Origin of the sequence: Streptomyces sp. NPDC088725 (assembly GCF_044751305.1) — a bacterium.
Taxonomy (GTDB): Bacteria; Actinomycetota; Actinomycetes; order Streptomycetales; family Streptomycetaceae; genus Streptomyces.
In genome coordinates this window covers 185,573-206,248 of record NZ_JBIVLO010000005.1, presented here as the reverse complement: position 1 = coordinate 206,248, position 20,676 = coordinate 185,573, and the positions used below count along the sequence as shown (strand labels likewise).

The following is a 20,676-nucleotide window of genomic DNA, read 5'->3' as shown; positions in this document are numbered from 1 at the left end:
CTCGTTCACCACCCGACGATCATCTTGCGCGGGGCCCGGACGAGCATCTGTTCTTTCCACTCGACGTCCCCGGCGATGTGCAGCTCGGGCATCTTCGTCACCAGCGCGTGCAGCGCCTCGTGGAGTTCGAGCCTGGCCAGCTGCGCGCCCAGGCAGTGGTGCACGCCGTGGCCGAAGCCGAGATGCTGGTTGCTGGTGCGGTCGAGGCGTACCTCGTTCGGCGCGTCGAAGCGGCGCGGGTCGCGGTTGGCGGCGCCGGTGGCGACGAGCACGGGCTCGCCCTTGCGGATGAGCACGCCGCCGACCTCGATGTCCTCGGTGGCGTAACGGGCGAACCCGCCGCCCACGCCCAGCGGGACGAACCGCATCAGCTCCTCGACCGCACTGGGGACCAGCTCGGGTTCGGCGACCAACCTGGCCCATTCCTCGGGGTGTTCGAGCAGGACGTGGACGAAGTTGGGGATCTGCGAGGCGGTGGTCTCGTGTCCGGCGACGAGGATGGTGACGCACAGGTTGACGAGTTCGGGCTCGGTGAGCCTGTCCTTGACGTCCCTGGCCTCGATCAGCGCCGACATCAGGTCGTCTTCCGGCTGTGCGCGGCGTACGGCGATGTGCTCCGCGATGTACGCGCGCAGGGCCTCGATACCGGCCTGCTGCTCCTCGACGGTGAGCGATGTCGTGGAGAGCAGCGCGTCGCTCCACACCCGGAACTTGGGCCGGTCGGCGGCCGGTACGCCGAGGAGTTCGCAGATGACGGCGACCGGGAGCGGCAGCGCGAACTCCTCGACCAGGTCGGCCGTTCCACCCCGCTCGATCAGCCCGTCGAGCAGATCCCCGGTCAACTGCCGGACCCACGGGCGCAGTCCCTCCACCTGGTGCTTGGTGAAGGCGCGGGAGACCAGCGTGCGCAGCCGCGTGTGGTGCGGCGGGTCCATGGTGAGGATGCTCTCCCGGGTGGGAGCCGGGCCGCGGCGGGGTTCGTCCCTCTTCAGCCCCTCGGCGCGCGAGAAGCGCATATCGCCGAGCACGAACCGGACGTCGTCGTACCGCGTGGCCAGCCAGGCGGGCTCACCGTACGGGAGTTGGACGCGGATCAGCCCTTCGGCGTCCTGCGCGGCGGTGTACGCCTCGTGCACACCGAGGCCGGACTGATCGTTGAACGGATAGGCGACGGGGGCGGGGGGTGTGGTGCTCGTCAAGGTAACTCCCACTCAACTCATGTGTGTGGTTGGCACTTTGGGACCAGCAGGCATGCAAGCAGGCGCTTACAACGCTAGGCAAGCCCTCAGCCTCGGTCAATACGGCCGACGGCGGAGGCGGGCGCTACGGTGTGCGCGGGAGGGAAACATGGCCGAAATCCGACAGCCCGGACAACCCGAACAGCCCCAACTGGCCCAAGTGCCACGGGAGCCACGGCGTCGCGACGCGGTGGCGACCCGGCAGGCGCTGCTCGACGCCGCCACGGACCTTTTCGCCGAGCGGGGCTTCGCCCGCACCACCGTGCGGGACATCGCGGAGCGGGCCGGGGCCAACCAGTCGCTGATCTTCCGCTACTTCGGCTCGAAAGCAGCCGTATTCGAGGCGGTAGCGGCGCGTGAGGGGCGTGAACAGCTCGACTGCACGCCCATGGAGAAGCTGCTCGACTCGACGCTCCGCACCATGCTCAAGGACGAGCCGGGACAGCGCCGCGACCACACGACGGTGACCTTCCTGCGCTCCCTCGGCAGCGAGGGCCCCGCGGCCGCCATCGCCGAGCAACTGGGCACCGACTACACCAAAGCGCTCGCCACCCTCACCGACGCGCCCGACGCGACGCTGCGCGCGCAGCTGGTCCTGGCGTGGCTGGTCGGGATCGGTCTCGTCCGCGATGTGAGCCGGATGGAACCGCTGGCGGAGGCGGCGGCGGACGAGGTCTGCGCGCTGGTCCTGGAGGCGGCCAGGACGCTTCTGGAGCGTACGGAGTGATACCCGGCGCGAGTGACAACGAGAGGGAGCCATGGCGACTCTGCACGCGGACGCGACCGACTCCGCGCCCGCCCTGCTGCTGCGCCCGTGGGAGCCGCGGGACCTCGACGCGCTGATAGAGGTGTACCGCGACCCGGTGCTGCGCCAGTGGACCCAGCTGCACGTGACGGACCGGGACGACGGCGCGCGGTGGCTGGAGGAGCAGTGGCGGGGCTGGGCGGCGGGGACGCGGCTCAGTTTCGCGGTGTTCGAGCCCGCGGAGGAACCGGCGGCGGGGCTGACCGAGGGCGGGCTGCCCACGAGCCGACTGGTGGCGAACGTCGCGATCAAGCGGCCCGATCCGACCGAGCCGACGGCAGAAGTCGGCTACTGGACGGCCGCCGCCCGCGGCCGGGGCGTGGCGCCGCGCGCGCTGGAAGCGCTCACGGCGTGGGCGTTCCGGACGCTCGACGGCAGCGGCCCCGACGTCGGTCTCGACCACCTGGAGCTGCTGCATCAGGTGGACAACACCGCTTCGTGCCGGGTCGCGGAGAAGAGCGGTTACGACTTCGAGGCGATACTGCCCGCGTACCCGCCGTCGTACCCCCTTGACGGCCACCTCCACATCAGAAGGAATCCCCGATGACCACGCCGGTGACCGCCCGCCGAGTCGTCCCGAACGTCCGCACCACCGCCACCGGCATGCGGCGCAGCGCGGAGTTCTACGGACTGCTGGGCTTCCAGGAGGTCATGAACCTCGGCTGGATCACCACCCTGGCCTCCCCCACCGCCCCGGAGGCCACCCAAGTCTCCTTCCTGACACACGACTTGACCGCGCCCGTCGTGCCCGATGTGAGCGTGGAGGTGGACGACGTGGACACGGCGTACGCGGCCGTGCTGGAGAGCGGCGCGGAGATCGTGTACCCGCTGCGGGACGAGGAGTGGGGCGTACGCCGCTTCTTCGTGCGCGATCCGGCCGGCCGTGTGGTCAACGTACTGGGCCATCACCGGCCGGCAGGCCCCAGCGCACCGGAAGCGCCGTCAGCCCCCTGAGCATGACGCTCGGGCGCCAGGCGAGTGAGTCCGGATCGGCGGCGAGTGCGATGTCCGGGATCGCGGGACGCGGCGGCCAGCGAGAGCAGGACCGAGTCACCTGCGGGAACGCGGACGCCGCCGATCTCCAGCGGCTCCGACGCGAAGCGGAAAGCGGCGGCGGCGACCGGTCCGTCGTAGCGGAGCACTTCCCCGACGGCCTGCGCGCGGAGGCGGCGCGGCCACTGCCCGAACCCTCACTGAGCGGCGCCCAACTGATCGACGCACTGGGCGAGTTGGGGAGCCGGTAGACCCTCGCGCGGGAGGTGGCGGCGCGGGAGGTGGCGGCGCTGCGGCCCCTACTCGTGACGTGAGGCACGGGTGCGCGGCAGCAGAGCGGCCACGAACACCAGCCAGACGACACCGCCGAAGCGCGCGACCGGCAGCAGGTAGCTGAAGCCGGAAGCCAGCAGGGTGAGCGTGGAGAGCATCCCGGCAGCGGCGAGCACCAGTCCTGTCCAGGTCACCGCACGCGGCAGCAGCCCTGTGAGCAGGCCCGACACGGATATCCCGGCGATGAGCAGCGCGAACATCACCGCGTAGGCAGGGCCGCCGGACAGGAACGACAGGTCGGCCAGCACCCGGGCCAGCGCGGGACCGGAGTCCGCGGGAAGGCGGCCACCGGCCCAGGCGAACATCGCGCTGAAGGTCAGCGCGGCGGCGGCCAGGACTCCGCCGACGAGGGTGATCGCGGAGCCCGGCGCGGTGATGCCCAGCGCCCGCAGCCGCCGGTAGAGCACGGCCGCCGTCACCGCCAGAGGCACCGCGGAGCCGAACAGCAGGAAGGCACCCGCCTTGATCTCGGTGCCGTGCGTCCGTGCGTGATGCAGAACCGCGAGACCCGAGGCGTCCGGGTGCGGGGTGGACCGGTTGACGACGACGGAGACGACCGTCAGAACGGCGAAGGCCAGGACGGGGGCCAGGAGCGGCGGGCCGGACTGCGGTCGGCGCGCGGCGCCCGCGGAACGTTGCGGGGCGGGGGCAGCGGTCATGACTTCTCCTCGATCAGCGATTACGCAAGATAATGATTACAAGTTGGAACGATTGTCAAGCAGCTATGATGTCGCCGTGAGCATGAATCGTGAGGACGGGAAGAAGTCCGGGCACCAGGGCGGCGCCGCCTTCCTGCTGGCTCAGCTCGGAGCACACGCGACCAAGCTGTTCGCGGACCGGATCGCCGGTCTCGACCTGACTCCCCCACAGGCGGGACTGCTGCGCCTGCTGGCCAGGAACCCCGGTTACAGCCAGCGCCAACTCGCTGACGACCTCGGGATGCCGCCCAGTCGTTTCGTCCCGTTCGCCGACCGGCTGGAGGAACGCGGGCTGATCGAGCGCCGCAAGAATCCCAGCGACCGGCGCCTGCACGCACTGCACCTGACCGAACAGGGCGAGAGACTGCTGACCGAGCTGCACAAGGCGGGCGCCGCTCACGAACAGCAGGTCTGCCAGGCGCTCTCCCCGGAGGAGCACCGGCAACTGACCGCGCTGCTCCGGCGCATGGCCGAGCAGCACCAGCTCACCCCGGGGGTGCATCCCGGCTACCGGTCGATCCGGTCAGAACGGCCCGAACGGGGTGAGGCGTAGCCGTCGGCGGACCGGCCTGCCGTGGAAGCCGGCTCCGGCCGTGTCCGGGACGGTCCGGCACGCCGTAAAGCGGGAGAAACGGCGTTGTCGTCCGTGTAGGGTCCCGCAACGCCCAGCCAACACGCCTCACTTGCCGCCCGGAGGACCCGTGGTCCAGCCCGCCGCCGAACCTGCCGTGCCTCGCGATGTGTACCCGCCCGTCGAGCCCTGCGACCACGGCATGCTCGACGTCGGCGACGGCAACCTCGTGTACTGGGAGACCTGCGGAAACCCCGAGGGCAAGCCCGCCCTCGTCGTCCACGGCGGCCCCGGCTCCGGCTGCGACCCCGGCATGCGGCGGTACTTCGCCCCCGAGCGCTACCGCACCGTCCTCTTCGACCAGCGCAACTGTGGCCGCAGCACCCCGCACGCGAGCGACCCGGCCGCCGACATGCGCCACAACACCACCGACCACCTGATCGCCGACATGGAGAAGCTGCGCGTCCAACTCGGCATCGAAAGATGGCTGTTGTACGGCGGTTCCTGGGGCTCGACGCTGATCCTCGCGTACGCGGAGCGGTACCCGGAGCGGGTGTCGGAGATCGTCATCCCGTCGGTCACCATGACCCGCCGTTCCGAGATCGACTGGTTGTACCGAGGCGCCGGGCAGTTCTTCCCCGAGGCGTGGGAACGCTTCCGCGACGGCGTCCCGGAAGCCGAACGCGGCGACGGCCTCCCGGAGCTCCTCGCCGCCTACGCCCGGCTGACGGAGAGCCCCGACCCCGCCGTGCGGGAGCGGGCCACGACCGACTGGTGCGCGTGGGAGGACGCCGTACTCTCCCAGGAGCCGAACGGCTCCGCCCACCCGTACGGCGACCGTCCCTCGGCCGCCCGTCAGGCCTTTGTCAGGATCTGCGCGCACTACTTCTCGCAGGGCGCCTGGCTGGAGGAAGGGGCGCTGCTGCGCGACGCGGGACGGCTGGCGGGCATCCCCGGCGTACTGATCCACGGCCGTTTCGACCTCGGCGGCCCGCTGATCACCGCCTGGGAACTGGCCCGCGCCTGGCCCGACGCCCGCCTGGTGATCGCCGAGGACGCGGGCCACAAGGGCAGTCCGACCGTACGCACGGAGGTGCTGAACGCGCTCGACGCGTTCGCGCGGCGCTGACGACGACCCGGATGTCCAGGGTCCGGATCTCGGTCCCTGACCACACGTCCGGGCCGCATCCTGCTCCGACCGCCGCACACGGGCTTGCCTTGAGCGCACTCGAACGCGTTGGCTTATGCCATGAAATACACGCAGCTCGGACGCACCGGCCTCAAGGTCAGCCGACTCGTCCTCGGGACGATGAACTTCGGTCCCCTGACCAACGAGGCCGACAGTCACACCATCATGGACGCCGCGCTCGACGCGGGCATCAATTTCTTCGACACCGCCAATGTCTACGGCTGGGGCGAGAACAAGGGCCGCACCGAGGAGATCGTCGGCACCTGGTTCGCCAAGGGCGGCGAGCGGCGCGACAAGGTCGTGCTCGCCACCAAGGTCTACGGCAACATGGCCGGCGACGGCGACCCGTGGCCGAACCACGACAAGCTCTCCGCGCTGAACATCCGCCGTGCCGTCGACGCCAGCCTCAAGCGGCTCCAGACGGACTACATCGACCTGTACCAGTTCCACCACATCGACCGCGTCACGCCGGTCGAGGAGATCTGGCAGGCGATCGACACCCTCATCGCGCAGGGCAAGATCCTCTACGCGGGCTCGTCCAACTTCCCCGGCTGGAAGATCGCCCAGACCAACGAGACGGCCCGCCGCCTCGGCTCGTACGGCCTGGTCAGCGAGCAGTGCCTGTACAACCTGGCCGAGCGCCGCGCCGAGATGGAGGTCATCCCGGCCGCGCAGGAGTACGGGCTCGGCGTCATCCCGTGGTCGCCGCTCAACGGTGGCCTGCTCGGCGGCGCGATCCGCAAGGAGCGCGAGGGCTCGGGCGGCGGCGGGCGTTCCGGCGGCCGGCTCGCCGACACGGCGATCCGCGCGCAGATCCAGTCGTACGAGGACCTGCTCGACAAGCACGGCCTTGAGCCGGGCGAAGTCGCGCTGGCCTGGCTGCTCACCCGTCCCGGTGTGACAGGACCGATCACCGGACCGCGCACGATCGAACAGCTGGAGTCCGCGCTGCGCGCGGTCGAGCTGGAGCTGTCGGACGAGGTCCTGGCCGGTCTGGAAGAGATCTTCCCTGGCACGGGCCCCACGCCGGAGGCCTTCGCCTGGTGAGGTGACGTACCGCGCGGCCGTCCCGGCCTGAGTGTCCGGGGTGCCTCGGCTCCTGGCCGAGCGCCCCGGACACTCGGCGAAAAGCCCGGCAGGACAGGGCGGCAGATCAGCGACTAGCCGACCGCGGCCGCCACTGCCACGACGAGAAACATCAGCACAAGCACACCGGCCATGATCCGGTTCCGGGTTTTGGGGTCCACACGTCGAGGTTAACGGTCCGAAACGGCGTGAACGTGCCTGGGGCCGCCCAGCGGGGCGCGCGCGATCACCTCGTAACGCGGCTGCCGGGACGGAACGCCGTTCACCGGCGGGTTGCTGCGCACGAGTGCGAGATCGGTCACCTCCCACTCCGTTCCGGCGAAGTCTTCGAGCGCTTTGACGTACGGACTCAGATCCATCCGCGCACGGCCGGTGACCCGGGCGAGCGTGAGGTGCGCCTGATACGGGTGGTGCTGGTCCAGCTTGACCCCGGCCCTCCGTACGGTGGCGTTGACGCGCTCCGCGAAGATCCGCAGCTCGTCCACCCCGCCGGCGGCACCCGCCCACAGCGCCGTACCGGCGAACTGCCCGGCGCCCTGGATGCGGAGAGGGAACGTCTCGGTCCGGTGCGCCGCCTGTTCCAGCAGCTCGGTCAGCTCGGGCAGCAGCGCTTCCTCGACCTCACCCATGAAGGCGAGCGTGAAGTGCCACCCGTCCCGCTCGGTCCAGCGCAGATCGGTGGAACCGGCCCGCAGCCCCTCGACGGCTCGGTTCAGTTCGTCCGAGGATTGATCGGGCGGCAATACGGCGGCGAACATTCTCATGGTCATACAGCTGAGTCTCCCTCAGATCCCCGGCCTGACCAGGTAACCGTGCGTATCGTTGTACCGCGCGGTTGCCGTCATAGACACGGCAGCGGGGAGGAGCGCGCCACGATGACCGTCGTAGAGACCGACAGGATCGACATGGCCGACGAGAGCGACACGAACGACGAGCTGACTCTTGACTCGATGTTCGATTGGCTGGAGCAGTCGCCCGCCCCCGAGGGTTACAAGACCGAGATCGTCGGGGGAAACGTCTTCATGGCACCGCAGCGGGACACCCGCTGGGCCATCATCCGACGCGTTGTGCGCGCGCTGGAGGACACCTTCGGCATGAACGTGCTGGTCATGTCGGACGTGCGGATCGACTTTCCAGGACACCTGAACGGATTCGCGCCCGACGTGGCGAAGCTGCGTACCGGCGCCACCAAGAACGCGCGCGGTCTGTGGCGGTACCAGGACCTGGAGTTCGTGACCGAGGTGATCTCCACATCCACCTCCGCCAACGACTACGGCCCGAAGAAGGCCGCATACGCGGCGGCGTCCCGGCCTACCTGGTCGTGAACCCGTACACCGGCAGATCCCACCTCTCCACCGAGCCGAAGGGCGGGGAGTACACCGTCGACCGGATGATCCCTTTCGGTGAGGAGGTCGACCTCACGGGCGGCGGCCTGGGCCTCGTCCTCACGACCGACGAGTTCCCGAGAGACTGACCCCTTCACGTACATCGGCCCCGGTCCGGCGCTTCCGCCGGGCCAGGGCCCACAGGTCCGTTCCCGCGCCGCAGCGCGCCCGAGCGCTACGCGGCTGTCGCGAGCTGTGCCTCCCGCGGCTCACGCGGCACGAACTCCATCAGCGGCTCGCCTCTGCGCAGTCCTATCCTCAGCCGTACGCCGACCACCCTGGTCAGCACCAGGCCGATGACCGCCGCCGCGACCAGCGACACCGCGCCTCCCGCGGCGAAGCCGATGCGCGCGCCGAAGGTGTCCGTGACCCAGCCGAGCAGCGGGCCGCCGATCGGCGTGCCGCCGACGAACACCATCATGTAGAGGCTCATCACCCGGCCGCGCATGGCCGGTTCCGCGCCCATCTGGACGCTGGTGTTGGCGCTGATGTTGGTCGTCAGGCCCAGCATGCCGATGGGCAGGAGCAGCAGCGAGAACAGCCAGACGTACGGGGAGACCGACACCAGGATCTCCAGCAGCCCGAAGCCCATCGCCGCGATGATCAGCAGCCGCAGCCGGGTGGAGCGGCGCCGGGCCGCGAGCAGGGCGCCGGCCAGGGAGCCGGCCGCCATCAGGATGTTGAAGACGGAGTAGAGCCCCGCGCCGCCGTGGTAGATCCCGTTCGCGAAGGCCGTCAGCCAGATCGGGAAGTTGAAGCCGAACGTGCCGATGAACCCGACCAGCACGATCGGACCGATCAGTTCGGGCTTGCCGCGTACGTACCGCAGCCCTTCCCTGAGCTGGCCCTTGCCGCGCGGAACCGTCACCGACTTCTGCAGCTCGCCGGAGCGCATCAGCAGCAGTCCCGTGAGCGGTGCGAGGAACGACAGGCCGTTGAGCAGGAACGCGTAGCCGCTGCCGACCGACGTGATGAGGATGCCCGCGACGGCGGGGCCGATGAGGCGGGCGGTCTGGAAGTTGGCCGAGTTGAGGCTCACGGCGTTCCGCAGCTGGTCAGGGCCGACCATCTCGGAGACGAAGGACTGCCGGGCCGGGTTGTCGACGACCGTCACCATGCCGACGAGGAAGGCGACCAGATAGACGTGCCAGACCTGGACGTGTCCGGAGAGTGTGAGTACGGCGAGCGAGAGGCCGCAGAGGCCCATGAGCCCCTGGCTGACCAGCAGGAGCTGGCGCTTGGGGTAACGGTCGGCGATGACGCCGCCGTACAGGCCGAAGAGCAGCATGGGCAGAAACTGGAGGGCCGTCGTGATACCGACGGCCGCCGAGGAGCCGGTGAGGCTGAGTACCAGCCAGTCCTGGGTGACGCGGGACATCCACGTACCGATGTTGGAGACGACGGCACCCGTCGCGAACAGCCGGTAGTTGCGGATCTTCAGCGACGAGAACGTCCCGCCGCCGGCCTTGCGAAGCTTGGTGTTGTTGGTGCTGTTGGTGTCGTCGAGCTTGTCGGTACTGCTGGTGTCCTCGGTCTTGCTCGTCTTGCTGAGCTTGTCGGCGCTGCCTGCCGTGACGAGCTTGTCGGTGCCGGGCAGTCCGTCGGTGCTGGCGGTGTTCGCGGTGTTGTGGGTCTTGTTCGTCGTGCCGGTTATGCCTGTCTTGCTGGTGTCGCTGTCGTGGGCGGATTTCGGTGCGGGGGCGGAGTCTGCTCCGGGTCCCGAACTCAACGTTGGTTCGCCTCCTTACGGCGCGCGAATTACAGTTGTGCGAGCTTTTCCAGTACGGGGGCGGCAGCGCGCAGCTTCTCCCACTCGTCCTCATCCAGGCCCTCGGCGAGGGACATCAGCCAGACGTTGCGCTTGCGGCGGCTCTTTTCGAGCATCGCCTCGGCCTGCGCTGTCTGACTGACCACCTTCTGCCGACGGTCGTCGGGGTGCGGCTCGAGCCCGACCAGGCCCTTCGCCTCCAGCAGCGCCACGATGCGGGTCATCGACGGCGGCTGGACGTGCTCCTTGCGGGCCAGCTCACCCGGGGTGGACGAGCCACAGCGGGCGAGGGTGGCGAGCACCGACATCTCGGTGGGGCTCAGCGATTCGTCGACACGCTGGTGCTTCAGACGCCGGCCCAGCCGCATGACGGCGGAGCGAAGAGAGTTCACGGCGGCGTCGTTCTCGTCACCGTGGGACAGGTCAGGCATGTATTTAGCGTAACTCATTACTCATGCTAAATACACCGGACCGCCCGGGACGCGGGGAGGCCGTGCGGGACAAGGGGAGAAGCGCCCGCGAGAGCACCAGCAGGACCGCCGCATTCTCACTCGTACGAGTGAGAATGCTCCGGAAAGCCACGCAGAGGGCCGCGCCCTCCCACGACGCTGTCCGGTATGGCATCGACAGTGCTCAGCCTGCGGATAGACGGCGAGCTGCACGACCGGCTCAGGCAGCATGCCGCCAGACGCGGCATGAGCGTGCAGGACTACGTGATCCGGACGCTCGTGCGGGACGACTTCGACGAGCGGTTCCAGGTGGCGGTGGACGAGACGGAGAAGTTCTACGGCGCACGGTAGACCCGGCAGCAGCCCCGGTCGCACCGAACGGCTGGGCCTCGTGCGTACGGCCGGCGCGAGGCCCAGCCGTACGCGCATCCGGTGTTACGTGAGGCCCAGCGCCGGCATCGCGTAGTAGAAGACGAACACCGCCGAGACGAGGTACATCGCCACCGGCACCTCGCGCCCGCGCCCCGCGACCAGCCGCAGCACGCTGAAGGCGATGAAGCCGACGCCGATGCCGTTCGTGATCGAGTAGGTGAACGGCATCGTCACCATCGCCAGGAAGGCCGGCACGGCGATCGTGTAGTCGCTCCAGTCGATGTCCCGGACGGAGCCCGCGAGAATCATGAAGCCGACCGCGACCAGCGCGGGCGTCGCGGCCTGGGACGGGACCATCGTGGCGAGCGGAGTGAGGAACAGCGCCGCGCCGAAGAGCGCACCGGTCACCACGGACGCCAGACCGGTCCTGGCCCCCTCGCCGACACCGGCCGTGGACTCCACGAAGCAGGTGGTGGCGGAGGACGACGACGCGCCGCCGGCCGCCACGGCGATGCCGTCGACGAAGAGCACGCGGTTGATCCCGGGGAGGTTGCCGTCCTGGTCCGTCAGCTTGGCCTCGTCGCCGATGCCGAGGATCGTGCCCATCGCGTCGAAGAAGCAGGACAGCAGCACGGTGAAGACGAAGAGGCTGCCGGTGAGGATGCCGACGTGATGGAAGCCACCGAAGAGGCTGAAGTGACCTATGAGCCCGAAGTCGGGGGTCGCGACCGGGTTGCCGGGCCACTTCGGTGTCGTCAGGCCCCAGCTCGGCACGTCGGCGACCGCTTCGATGATCATCGCCAGGACCGTCATCGCCACGATGGAGATCAGGATCGCGCCCGACACCTTCCGCACGATCAGCGCGAGCGTGAGCAGCACGCCGACCGCGAAGACCAGGACGGGCCAGCCGAGGAGGTGCCCGTCCGCGCCGAGCTGGAGCGGCACGGTGGTGTGGGCCGCGTCCGGGATGCGGGAGACGAAGCCGGAGTCGACCAGACCGATCAGCAGGATGAAGAGACCGATGCCGATGGCTATGCCCTTGCGCAGCCCGATCGGCACGGCGTTCATCACGCGCTCCCGCAGGCCCGTCGCCACCAGCAGCATCACCACGAGCCCGGCGAGGACGACCATGCCCATCGCGTCGGGCCAGCTCATCCTCGGGGCGAGCTGGAGGGCGACGACGGTGTTCACGCCGAGGCCGGCCGCCAGCGCGATCGGCACATTGCCGATGACGCCCATGAGCAGCGTCGTGAAGGCGGCGGTCACCACGGTGGCGGTGACCAGCTGGCCGCTGTTGAGCTGGTGCCCGTACATGTCCTTCGCGCTGCCGAGGATGATCGGATTCAGCACGATGATGTAGGCCATCGCGAAGAAGGTGGCGAAGCCGCCGCGCACCTCACGGGCGACCGAGGAGCCGCGCTCCGAGATCTTGAAGTAGCGGTCAAGGCTGGTGGCCGAGGGGGACATGCGAAACCTCAGACGTCGAACGTGAGACGGGCGGGAAGCGACATTCGGCCAATTCAGCATGAGAGCGAACAAAACCAGCCAGTCAGAAAAACTGTTTCAGTATGAACAGATGATGCTCAGATTGCTATCTCCGCGCGTAGATCCCTGTGCTGACCGCGTTCGGTGCACCCTCCTCCCCGGTCGCCGGCTTCGGCCCGCACCGGCGCAAGGGCGCCCATACCCCCCGCCTAGACTGAGCCCATGACCCCCAGGACCGGTTCCCTGACGAGATCCCCGCAGCGCGAGGCCCCCGAGCCCCTCGAGGGGCCGGTCGTCGGCACCATCGTGGGCGGCACCATCCTCTGGTTCGTCCTCTTCCTCGTTCAGCTGCCCTTCTACGGCTGGTACAAGGACCACGGCCACCTGTGGTGGGTCTGGACCTGCCTGGCCGGCGGCGGGCTCGGACTCTTCGGCATCTGGTACGTGCGGGGACGGGACGCGGCGATCAAGCGGGCCGCAGCCGCGAAGCAGGCCGAACAGGCGGGCGAGGAGCCGGGGCAGCAGCCCGGACAGACCGGCACGGCGGGCGGAATCGGCGAGATGGGCAGCACGCCGTCGGCCTGACCGGCCCGCACCGCCCGGACGGCCCGCGCCACCCGGCCGACCCACACCGACGGACGGCGCGCGCCCGGCGGGCGGCCCCCGTCACGTCTGACCGCGCTGCGCGCGCCTGACCCTCCGGGCCGCACGACCGGCCGTACGGTCGGAACCATGACAGAGCGGTCGAACACGGACACCGGCGGTCCCATCGACGCGACCCGCGCCGCCGGTCTGAGCGCCGCGGAGGTGGCCGAGCGGGTCGCCCGCGGCGAGGTCAACGACGTCCCCGTACGGAGCAGCCGCTCCACCGGCGAGATCGCCCGCGGCAACATCCTGACCCGCTTCAACGCGATCATCGGCCTGCTCTGGGCGATCATGCTCTTCGTCGCGCCGCTCCAGGACAGCCTCTTCGGCTATGTCATCCTCGCCAACACCGGCATCGGCATCATCCAGGAACTGCGCGCCAAGAAGACCCTGGACGGCCTCGCGGTCATCGGCGAGGCCAGACCGGTCGTACGGCGCGACGGGGTGGCCGCCCCGGTCTCCACCTCCGAGATCGTCCTCGGCGACCTGATCGAACTGGGGCCGGGCGACAAGATCGTGGTCGACGGCGAGACCGTCGAGGGCGAGAGCCTGGAAGTGGACGAGTCCCTGCTCACCGGCGAGGCCGACTCCGTACTGAAGCGCCCCGGCGACGCCCTGATGTCCGGCAGCTTCGTGGTGGCGGGCAGCGGCGCGTTCCAGGCGACGCGGGTGGGACGCGAGGCGTACGCGGCGCAGCTCGCGGAGGAGGCGTCGCGCTTCACGCTGGTCGACTCCGAGCTGCGGAACGGCATCAGCACCATCCTCAAATACGTGACGTGGATGATGATCCCGACCGCGCTGGGCCTGATCCTCAGCCAGCTCGTCGTCAAGGAGCACAACTTCAAGGACGCGCTGGCCAGGACCGTCGGCGGGATCGTGCCGATGATCCCCGAGGGCCTGGTATTACTCACGTCGGTGGCCTTCGCGATCGGTGTCATCCGGCTCGGCCGCAAGCAGTGCCTGGTGCAGGAGCTGCCGGCGATCGAGGGGCTCGCGCGGGTGGACGTGGTGTGCCTGGACAAGACGGGGACGCTGACGGAAGGCGGGATGGACGTCAGCGAGCTGCGGCCGCTGGCGGGCGCGAACGAGGCGTACGTACGGAAGGTGCTGGCCGAGATCGGCAGGTCGGACCCGCGTCCGAACCCGAGTCTGCGGGCGATCATCGACGCGTATCAGGAACCCGGCACCGGCGCCCGCCGTGCCGTCGCGGGTGATCCCGGCCCCGCCGAGAGGGACGACGACTGGCGCTGTACGGAGGCGCTGCCCTTCTCCTCGGCCCGCAAGTACAGCGGCGCCGCGTTCACCGAGAGCGGCGGAGCGTCCTCCCGCTGGCTGCTGGGCGCCCCGGACGTCCTGCTGCCGGAAGGCGATCCGACGCTCGGCGAGATCGACCACCTCAATGAGGAGGGCCTGCGCGTACTGCTGCTCGCGCGGGTGAGCACCGATCTCACCGCTCCCGACGCGGCGTCCGGGGCGCGGCCCACGGCGCTCGTCGTCCTGGAGCAGCGGCTGCGGCCCGACGCGGCGGAGACGCTCGCGTACTTCGCCGACCAGAGCGTCGCCGCCAAGGTCATCTCCGGCGACAACGCGGTCTCGGTCGGCGCGGTCGCCGCGAAGCTGGGCCTCCCCGGGGCCGACCGTACCGTGGACGCGCGACGGCTCCCCGCCGACCGGGCCCAGATGGCGCAAGCGCTGGAGAACGGTTCCGTCTTCGGCCGCGTCACCCCGCAGCAGAAACGTGACATGGTCGCGGCACTCCAGTCGCACGGCCATACGGTCGCGATGACCGGCGACGGCGTGAACGACGTCCTGGCGCTGAAGGACGCGGACATCGGCGTCGCGATGGGCTCCGGCTCCGAGGCGACCCGGGCCGTCGCCCAGATCGTCCTGCTCAACAACAGCTTCGCGACGCTGCCTTCGGTGGTGGCCGAGGGCCGCAGGGTCATCGGCAACATCACGCGGGTGGCGACGCTCTTCCTGACGAAGACGGTCTACTCGGTGCTGCTCGCGGTGCTGGTGGCGTGCTTCCAGGTGGAGTACCCGTTCCTGCCCAGGCACTTGACGCTGCTGTCGACGCTGACGATCGGCGTCCCGGCCTTCTTCCTCGCCCTGGCGCCCAACAACGAACGCGCGCGGCGGCACTTCGTGCACCGGGTGATGCGCTACTCGATCCCGAGCGGTGTCATCGCGGGAGGCACGACGTTCGTCACGTACATGCTGGCGCGCGGGTACTACACGGGCCCGGACAGACTGGCCGCCGAGACGAGCGCGGCGACGCTGACGCTGTTCCTCGTCTCGATCTGGGTCCTGGCCATCATCGCCCGCCCGTACACCTGGTGGCGCCTCACGCTGGTCCTGGCGATGGGCGGCGCGTTCGTGGTCGTCCTGGTGGTGCCCTGGCTCCAGCGCTTCTTCGCCCTGAAACTGGTGGGCACCACCCTCCCGTGGACGGCGGTCGCGATCTCGGCGATCGGCGCGGTGCTGCTGGAACTGGCCTGGCGCTGGGTGGACCACCGGCCCCGGCTGTGACGGCCGGGGCACACTCGGTGCAGACCTACCGCTCGGCGTCCTTCCCCGTGTAGCGAGGGAAGACGCCGGTGTCGATCAGCGCGGATCGACGATGAGGTAGTGCGCGATCCCCATGGCCGGGCAGTCGCGCATCTTCGCGACGTAGTCGTTGTCGGGACTGGACGGCGGGACGGTCAGGAGGTCCGCACAGCGGCGCAGATGCCCATAGACAGCCCCACTCAAGCCTCCACGACAGAGCGACTGCGCCCGCGACGCGGCCTTCGCGGTGGGCCGGGGCGGCGCCGCACCAGCCGACCCGCCGCGTCCCGCCGTACGCGACCCGGGCAGTGGTCCGCGCTAGGACACGTCGAACCAGCGGTCCCGGGCCAGTTCGTCCGTCCGGGACGGGTCTTCCAGGAGCGCCGCCACCTCGAAGCGGCGTGGCCACTGGCCGGCTGCCCAGGCGAGGCCCGCCGCCACGCCTTCCAGCGTGGAGGCGTGCACGGTGCCGTCCGGGGTCCGGCGCCAGGTGAGTTCTGTGCCGCCGGCGGTCAGTTCCTCGTGTTCCACGTAGGTCTGCGGGGTGGCCGCGCCCAGCAGGGTGCGTACCGGCTCCGGGACGGTGTGTTCCTCGCCGTCCGTCGTGACGTCCGCGGCGACGACCTCGCTCAGCCGCCGTACCTGAAGCAGCTCCGCCAGCTCAGCGGCGCGCGCGGGAGCCACCGGCAGCAGGGCGAGTCCGGCCGCGAGCGGGAGCAGGTCCGGCGCGTCGGCGATCACCGCGTCCGCCGCGTCCACGACCCGCACCTCGCCGTCGACCACCGCCCGCAGTTCGTCGGGCAGGGTCACCTGATCGGGGTCGAGGTCGGCGAGCGCGGAGTACAGCGCGTGCAGCTGCGGCGCGCTGACCGGACGCGCCGGTTCGGCGAGGCGGCCCAGCAGCTCCGCAGCGCCGCCCGGCTCTTCGAGCAGCGCGTCGACCGACGTCCTTACCCCCAGGGCCCGCAGGACCTGCGCGTCCTCGAAGCCCGTCGCGTCCACGGAGTCGTACAGCCCCGCGAGCAGCGGATCGCCGCCCGCCGAGCGCAGACCCGCAGGACGCCGGCCGTCGAGCACCGGATGGTCGCGCAGCCACCAGGCGGTGTACGAACGCACGCTCTCCGTCGTGCCGGTGGGCAGCAGTACCCGTACGGGCGAGGTCAGCGCCTCGCGCAGCGGCGGCTGGGCGAGCAGCGCGAGCGCCTGCGGCCACGCGTCGTCGTCCACGAGGTCGAGATCCCGTACGGCCACGATCTCCGTGGCGACCGGCGGTACGGGCGTCTCGGGGAGGCGGTCGAGTACGTCCTCGCACCAGACGTCGACCGCGTCCAGCAGACCGGCGTCGTCCGGCTCGGCGAAGTCGCCTTCCCGGGGATCCAGTTCGTCGGGGTCGAGGACGACGTCGCCCGCGCGCACGAGCGCGAAGTTCGCGAGGACCCCGCACGCGGCGAGCGGCTGCTCCCCCCAGCGTTCCGCCAATCCCGCGTCGCAGAGCGCCAGTTCGTCCTCGCGCATGACGGAGGCGAACGGGCTTCCCGGCAGCACGAGTTCGCCTGCGGGCGACAGCTCGCCGTCCTCGTCCGTCAGAGCGAGCGCCCCGAGCCACGGCTCGTCGCCGGCCTCAAGGCCCGCGTCCCGTACGAGTGTCAGGACGGTTTCTGCCAGCTCCTCCGCGTCCAGGCTGTCCGCGTCCTCGTCCCAGATGTCGCCCACGTCGAGGGAGGACGCGACAGCGGCCCGTACCTGCGGGGTGGTCAGCACGGCGCGCGGAGTGGCGGGCAGTGCGCCCAGCTTCTCCAGGAGGGAGTGCGCGGCGTCGGGATGCGCGACCTTCAGCCCGAGCCTGGCCAGATCGGCCGGCGCCTCCGTGCCGGGCAGGGGCAGCAGCACGTGCCGGGGCCCGATCGTCGTACGCCCGTCGGCCAGCGGTACGGGAAGCCCGGACAGCCGGTCGGGGTCGACGCCCGCCAGCGACTCGTACAACTCCCGCCACCACAGCGGCGATCGCTCGGCGCCCGCGATCCGCTCGATGGCGTCACCGAGCGGCAGGCGGCCGACTCCCAGCGTGCGCAGCTCCGTTCGCCGTTCGAACCCGGCGGGCAGCAGCGTCGGCAGCACCTCGGCCAGCACCCGTACGGTGTCGGCGCCCGCGCCCTCCACCACCTCGGCCTCGAACGGCCGCAGGGCCGTCAGCTCCTCGCTGGGCGCGGCGGGCGCGAGGAACGCGACGCGCGGCAGCAGCCGCAGAATCGCGGCCCTCAACTGCCCGTCCAGCTCGCCCTTGCCGAGCGGTCCCGGCACGAGGTCGATGGTGCCGGTGGAGACGGGCTCCCAGCCGCCGAGCAGTTCGGCGTACGCCTCGGCGGCCTGGACGACGAGGAAGTCGGTCAGCGGGCCGGGCGCGGGGTGGCGGCGGGTGGTGTCGAGCGGGAGCGAGGCGATCAACAGGGCGGGGACGCCCAGGGGTTCGTCGGTGGGGGTCGGCGCGTGGACGACGGGCTCGGTACGCGGTCCGGCGGGCGCGCCCTCGCTGTCCACGGCGACGGCCCAGGTGACGGACCAGTGCGGACGCAGCCGCTCCTCGACGGGCCGCCCTTCGAGCAGCGCGGACGCGGTCGCCCCGCTGCGGCTGACGACCCGCCAGCGGTGGATGTCACCGCCGTTCGCGCTGTCGTCGATATGGACGTAGGGGCCGTCCGCGGACCGCCTCAGCACGCGCTCCCCGTCGGACGTCCCGACCACGATCTCGGCGAGGCCGGGCAGGGTGAGCAGGAGTGCGTCATCGATGGCGGCGAGCAGCCGCTCGACGAGATCGAGCGCGGTGCCGTCGCGCAGCGGAAGGATGACGACGGTGTCGTACCCGTCGGGAGCGGTGCCCTCGGCGGGCAGCGGCAGACGCAGGAGCGGTACGTGACCGTCGCGGCGGCGAAGCTCGTCGGCGAGGCCGGTGCCCTCGGCGGTCTGTTCAGTCACCTCCTGGGCTGTCTGCCGGGCCAGCTCGCGGGCCTCGGCGAGCGACCAGCGCACGCCGCCGTGGCGCCCGATGACGGCGGGCTCGTCGCTGACGGCGAGCACGGCGGCGAACCCGACGCCGAAGCGGCCGACCGCGGTGTCGTGGTCCTCGCGCTTGGCGGAGGCGCGGAGGGTGGAAAGGGACTCGACGCCCGCGGCATCGAGGGAGGCGCCGGTATTTGCGGCGACGAGGACGGCGGGACCGTCGGCGGTGCCCGGCCGCAGGTCCAGCCGGAACCTCCCGGGCACCCCTGCACGGCCGGCGGCGTCCGCCGCGTTCTGGGCCAGCTCCACGACGAGGCGGTCACGGTAGCCGCCGAGGGCGAGATCCTCCTCGGCGTTGGCATCCTCCCGGAACCGGGCGGGACTGGCGCCCCACGCGTCAAGCACTCCACGCCGCAGCCGCGCCGTTCCGAACGGGTCGGCCCCCTCGGTCGTCGTGACGCTCACGCTGTGACTCCGCTCTGTCCGCTTACCGCTTGCCGATGTCCGCCGGGTGGTACCACCCGGCGGCGGGTGCCCGCCGGCGCCGCTGCTGCCTGCCGGTGCCGGTGGCCGCCATCTGGTGGGTGCCGGCCGCTGGTACCTGTGCGGCCCGAAGGTACCGCGCCGAACTGACAGCGCTCGCGGCGAGTCGGCTTAGCGCGGGACCGGCGGCTGACGCGGACGCCGGTGGCACGTTCTGGTCACTGCGGGGTGGACGGGTGATCACAGAAGGTGGAAGTGGCTGGTCAGAAGGTGGAGGTGGATGAGCGCGGAAGATGGCGGTGCGCGCCGAGCCGGCCTCCACGCCCCCGCTCACAGCTGCGCGCCCCACAAGGGCGGCCCACCCGGCCGGCCGGGCCCGTCAGCCACCCCTCAGCCCCTCACCCTCAGGAGTGGCCCAGGTCCTCCGAAGCCCCGTCGCCGTCTCCGTCCACCGGAACCGAGCCGCTGTCGCTCGACGGGCGCAACGGGAACGCGTCCGAGCCCAGTGAGTCCAGTACGTGCGGGGCCGGGCGCGTGGGCGTCGGCATGACCGCCGCTTCCGAGTGGCCTCCGCAGCCGTAGGCCAGCGAGACGACCCGGCCGTCCGCCGGGGAGAACTCGTTCGCGCAGACGCCGAACGCCTGCCGCAGCGAGCCCGCCAGCGGCACCAGGAATCCGCAGGAGACACAGGGTGCGGGCGCCGCCTGCGCCATCGGGGTCTTCGCGCCGAAGGATTCGTCCCAGCGGTCGGCCGCCACATGCAGGCCGTACCTGGACAGCACCCGGGCGCGCCGCATGCCCAGTTCCTCCGCGACCGACGCGATCGTGCCCCGTACCGGCGGGGGCGCCGTGCCGGTGGTCGCTGCCTGTGCGCCCGCCCCGGCATCCGTCAGTTCCGCGTCCTCCGCCTCGACGAGGTCCGCGAGGTTCTGCGGGGTGAGGACCTCGGGCACCACGGAGTTCGGCGGTGGCGTGTCCTCGCCGGTGTAGCCGGGCTCCAGGCGCAGGTCCTCGGCCTCGGTCGGGAGCAGGTCGCCGGGGCCCATGTCGCCGGGGCGCAGCCGTTCGCTCCACGGCACCCATTCGGGGGCCAGCAGGGAGTCGGGGCCCGGCAGCAGCACTGTTTCGTCCAGCGTGACGACCTTCGCGCGCGACGCGCGGGTGACCGTCACCGCCCAGCGCCAGCCGCGGTAGCCCAGCTCCTTGCACTCGAAGAAATGCGTGACGACACGCTCGCCGTCAGCCACCGCTGAGACATGCTCCCCGACCACACCGGGCGCGGCCGCCTCCTCGGCAGCCGCGCGGGCGAGGTCTACCGCCTCGGCGCACAGACGGTCAGGGGTTCGGCTTCGCGTCGTCGCAGCACTCACAGGTCTCGCTTCTCTCCTACGCCGTCTCACGGGTGCGCCGGCCGATCAGCGATGTACGAGCCGAGGGCGGAGCGGACCAGGGGGCCGCATCAACGTCCACGCCCGACCACTTCCCGGGCACACCTATCGTTATCCATTCTGCGGGATGACGAAGAGGCGCGCGGCCGAGAACAACCGCCGGTGGCGCGCTACGCACGCTACCCCCTCTGCCGCCCGCCGCCCACCTGCACGCCGCCTTTCCCGCTCTTCGGACAACACCGCA

The 20,676-nt window shown here is 70.8% G+C and carries 17 protein-coding genes and 3 pseudogenes; 10 read left to right on the top strand and 10 right to left on the bottom strand.

The window, feature by feature from the left end; translation table 11 throughout:
- Window positions 1-5 precede the first annotated feature (5 nt).
- Window positions 6-1,199, bottom strand: coding sequence for a cytochrome P450 (locus ACIP6N_RS14290; RefSeq protein ID WP_401815544.1), 1,194 nt, complete (start codon window positions 1,197-1,199; stop codon window positions 6-8).
- Between the two features lie 148 nt (window positions 1,200-1,347).
- Between ACIP6N_RS14290 and ACIP6N_RS14285 the strand changes: the two genes are divergently transcribed.
- From ACIP6N_RS14285 to ACIP6N_RS14275, 3 genes are read left to right on the top strand one after another with little or no spacing between them, the layout of a single operon-like run.
- Window positions 1,348-1,965 (top strand): TetR family transcriptional regulator, encoded by a 618-nt coding sequence (locus tag ACIP6N_RS14285; RefSeq protein WP_401815542.1) that lies wholly within the window; start codon window positions 1,348-1,350, stop codon window positions 1,963-1,965.
- Window positions 1,966-1,996: 31 nt separating this feature from the next.
- Window positions 1,997-2,590, top strand: coding sequence for a GNAT family N-acetyltransferase (locus ACIP6N_RS14280; protein ID WP_401815540.1), 594 nt, complete (start codon window positions 1,997-1,999; stop codon window positions 2,588-2,590).
- Window positions 2,591-2,598: 8 nt separating this feature from the next.
- The gene (locus ACIP6N_RS14275) at window positions 2,599-2,997 is read left to right on the top strand and encodes a VOC family protein (RefSeq protein ID WP_401816195.1); all 399 of its coding nucleotides are present in this window, start codon (window positions 2,599-2,601) and stop codon (window positions 2,995-2,997) included.
- Here the strand turns inward: ACIP6N_RS14275 and ACIP6N_RS14270 are convergent.
- Both ACIP6N_RS14270 and ACIP6N_RS14265 read right to left on the bottom strand, forming a co-directional pair.
- Window positions 2,933-3,209, bottom strand: a pseudogene (locus ACIP6N_RS14270) (cytochrome P450); the annotation flags it as partial. The gene ACIP6N_RS14275 and the pseudogene ACIP6N_RS14270 sit on opposite strands and share 65 nt — an antisense overlap.
- A gap of 126 nt (window positions 3,210-3,335) precedes the next feature.
- Window positions 3,336-4,028, bottom strand: coding sequence for a DUF4386 domain-containing protein (locus ACIP6N_RS14265; protein ID WP_401815539.1), 693 nt, complete (start codon window positions 4,026-4,028; stop codon window positions 3,336-3,338).
- 82 nt (window positions 4,029-4,110) lie between these two features.
- Here ACIP6N_RS14265 and ACIP6N_RS14260 point away from each other — a divergent pair, with 82 nt between their 5' ends.
- The 3 genes from ACIP6N_RS14260 (at window position 4,111) to ACIP6N_RS14250 (ending at window position 6,874) form a co-directional block, all read left to right on the top strand.
- The gene (locus tag ACIP6N_RS14260) at window positions 4,111-4,620 is read left to right on the top strand and encodes a MarR family winged helix-turn-helix transcriptional regulator (RefSeq protein ID WP_401816193.1); all 510 of its coding nucleotides are present in this window, start codon (window positions 4,111-4,113) and stop codon (window positions 4,618-4,620) included.
- 148 nt (window positions 4,621-4,768) lie between these two features.
- Complete coding sequence (gene pip, locus ACIP6N_RS14255; RefSeq protein WP_401815537.1) at window positions 4,769-5,767, top strand: prolyl aminopeptidase; 999 nt, start codon at window positions 4,769-4,771, stop codon at window positions 5,765-5,767.
- Window positions 5,768-5,887: 120 nt separating this feature from the next.
- Complete coding sequence (locus ACIP6N_RS14250; RefSeq protein WP_401815536.1) at window positions 5,888-6,874, top strand: aldo/keto reductase; 987 nt, start codon at window positions 5,888-5,890, stop codon at window positions 6,872-6,874.
- 209 nt (window positions 6,875-7,083) lie between these two features.
- Here the strand turns inward: ACIP6N_RS14250 and thpR are convergent, their stop codons facing one another.
- Entirely contained in the window at window positions 7,084-7,683 is a 600-nt protein-coding gene (gene thpR, locus ACIP6N_RS14245) for an RNA 2',3'-cyclic phosphodiesterase (protein WP_401815534.1), read from the bottom strand.
- Between the two features lie 105 nt (window positions 7,684-7,788).
- Here thpR and ACIP6N_RS14240 point away from each other — a divergent pair.
- Window positions 7,789-8,387: pseudogene (locus ACIP6N_RS14240) on the top strand (Uma2 family endonuclease).
- Between the two features lie 86 nt (window positions 8,388-8,473).
- On the opposite strand, the gene ACIP6N_RS14235 reads toward ACIP6N_RS14240, so the two are convergent.
- Both ACIP6N_RS14235 and ACIP6N_RS14230 read right to left on the bottom strand, forming a co-directional pair.
- The gene (locus ACIP6N_RS14235; RefSeq protein ID WP_401815533.1) at window positions 8,474-10,027 is read right to left on the bottom strand and encodes an MFS transporter; all 1,554 of its coding nucleotides are present in this window, start codon (window positions 10,025-10,027) and stop codon (window positions 8,474-8,476) included.
- A gap of 29 nt (window positions 10,028-10,056) precedes the next feature.
- The gene (locus tag ACIP6N_RS14230; protein WP_401815531.1) at window positions 10,057-10,497 is read right to left on the bottom strand and encodes a MarR family winged helix-turn-helix transcriptional regulator; all 441 of its coding nucleotides are present in this window, start codon (window positions 10,495-10,497) and stop codon (window positions 10,057-10,059) included.
- Between the two features lie 186 nt (window positions 10,498-10,683).
- Between ACIP6N_RS14230 and ACIP6N_RS14225 the strand changes: the two genes are divergently transcribed.
- Window positions 10,684-10,866, top strand: a complete 183-nt coding sequence (locus ACIP6N_RS14225; protein ID WP_401815530.1) for a toxin-antitoxin system HicB family antitoxin — start codon at window positions 10,684-10,686, stop codon at window positions 10,864-10,866.
- Between the two features lie 84 nt (window positions 10,867-10,950).
- On the opposite strand, the gene ACIP6N_RS14220 is transcribed toward ACIP6N_RS14225, so the two are convergent.
- Window positions 10,951-12,354, bottom strand: a complete 1,404-nt coding sequence (locus tag ACIP6N_RS14220) for an NCS2 family permease (protein WP_401815528.1) — start codon at window positions 12,352-12,354, stop codon at window positions 10,951-10,953.
- A 240-nt stretch (window positions 12,355-12,594) separates the two neighbouring features.
- Here ACIP6N_RS14220 and ACIP6N_RS14215 point away from each other — a divergent pair, with 240 nt between their 5' ends.
- Window positions 12,595-12,957, top strand: a complete 363-nt coding sequence (locus ACIP6N_RS14215) for a DUF2530 domain-containing protein (RefSeq protein ID WP_401815527.1) — start codon at window positions 12,595-12,597, stop codon at window positions 12,955-12,957.
- Window positions 12,958-13,104: 147 nt separating this feature from the next.
- A complete protein-coding gene (locus tag ACIP6N_RS14210) occupies window positions 13,105-15,546 on the top strand; it encodes an HAD-IC family P-type ATPase (RefSeq protein WP_401815526.1) in 2,442 nt (813 codons plus the stop codon).
- 78 nt (window positions 15,547-15,624) lie between these two features.
- Here the strand turns inward: ACIP6N_RS14210 and ACIP6N_RS14205 are convergent.
- The 3 genes and pseudogenes from ACIP6N_RS14205 to ACIP6N_RS14195 all read right to left on the bottom strand — a co-directional run.
- A pseudogene (locus ACIP6N_RS14205) lies at window positions 15,625-15,717 on the bottom strand (Uma2 family endonuclease); the annotation flags it as partial.
- A 165-nt stretch (window positions 15,718-15,882) separates the two neighbouring features.
- Window positions 15,883-19,026: a sacsin N-terminal ATP-binding-like domain-containing protein gene (locus ACIP6N_RS14200; protein ID WP_401815524.1), complete on the bottom strand. Its 3,144-nt coding sequence runs from the start codon at window positions 19,024-19,026 to the stop codon at window positions 15,883-15,885.
- A 422-nt stretch (window positions 19,027-19,448) separates the two neighbouring features.
- Window positions 19,449-20,414 (bottom strand): DUF3027 domain-containing protein, encoded by a 966-nt coding sequence (locus tag ACIP6N_RS14195; RefSeq protein ID WP_401815522.1) that lies wholly within the window; start codon window positions 20,412-20,414, stop codon window positions 19,449-19,451.
- Between the last annotated feature and the right edge of the window lie 262 nt (window positions 20,415-20,676).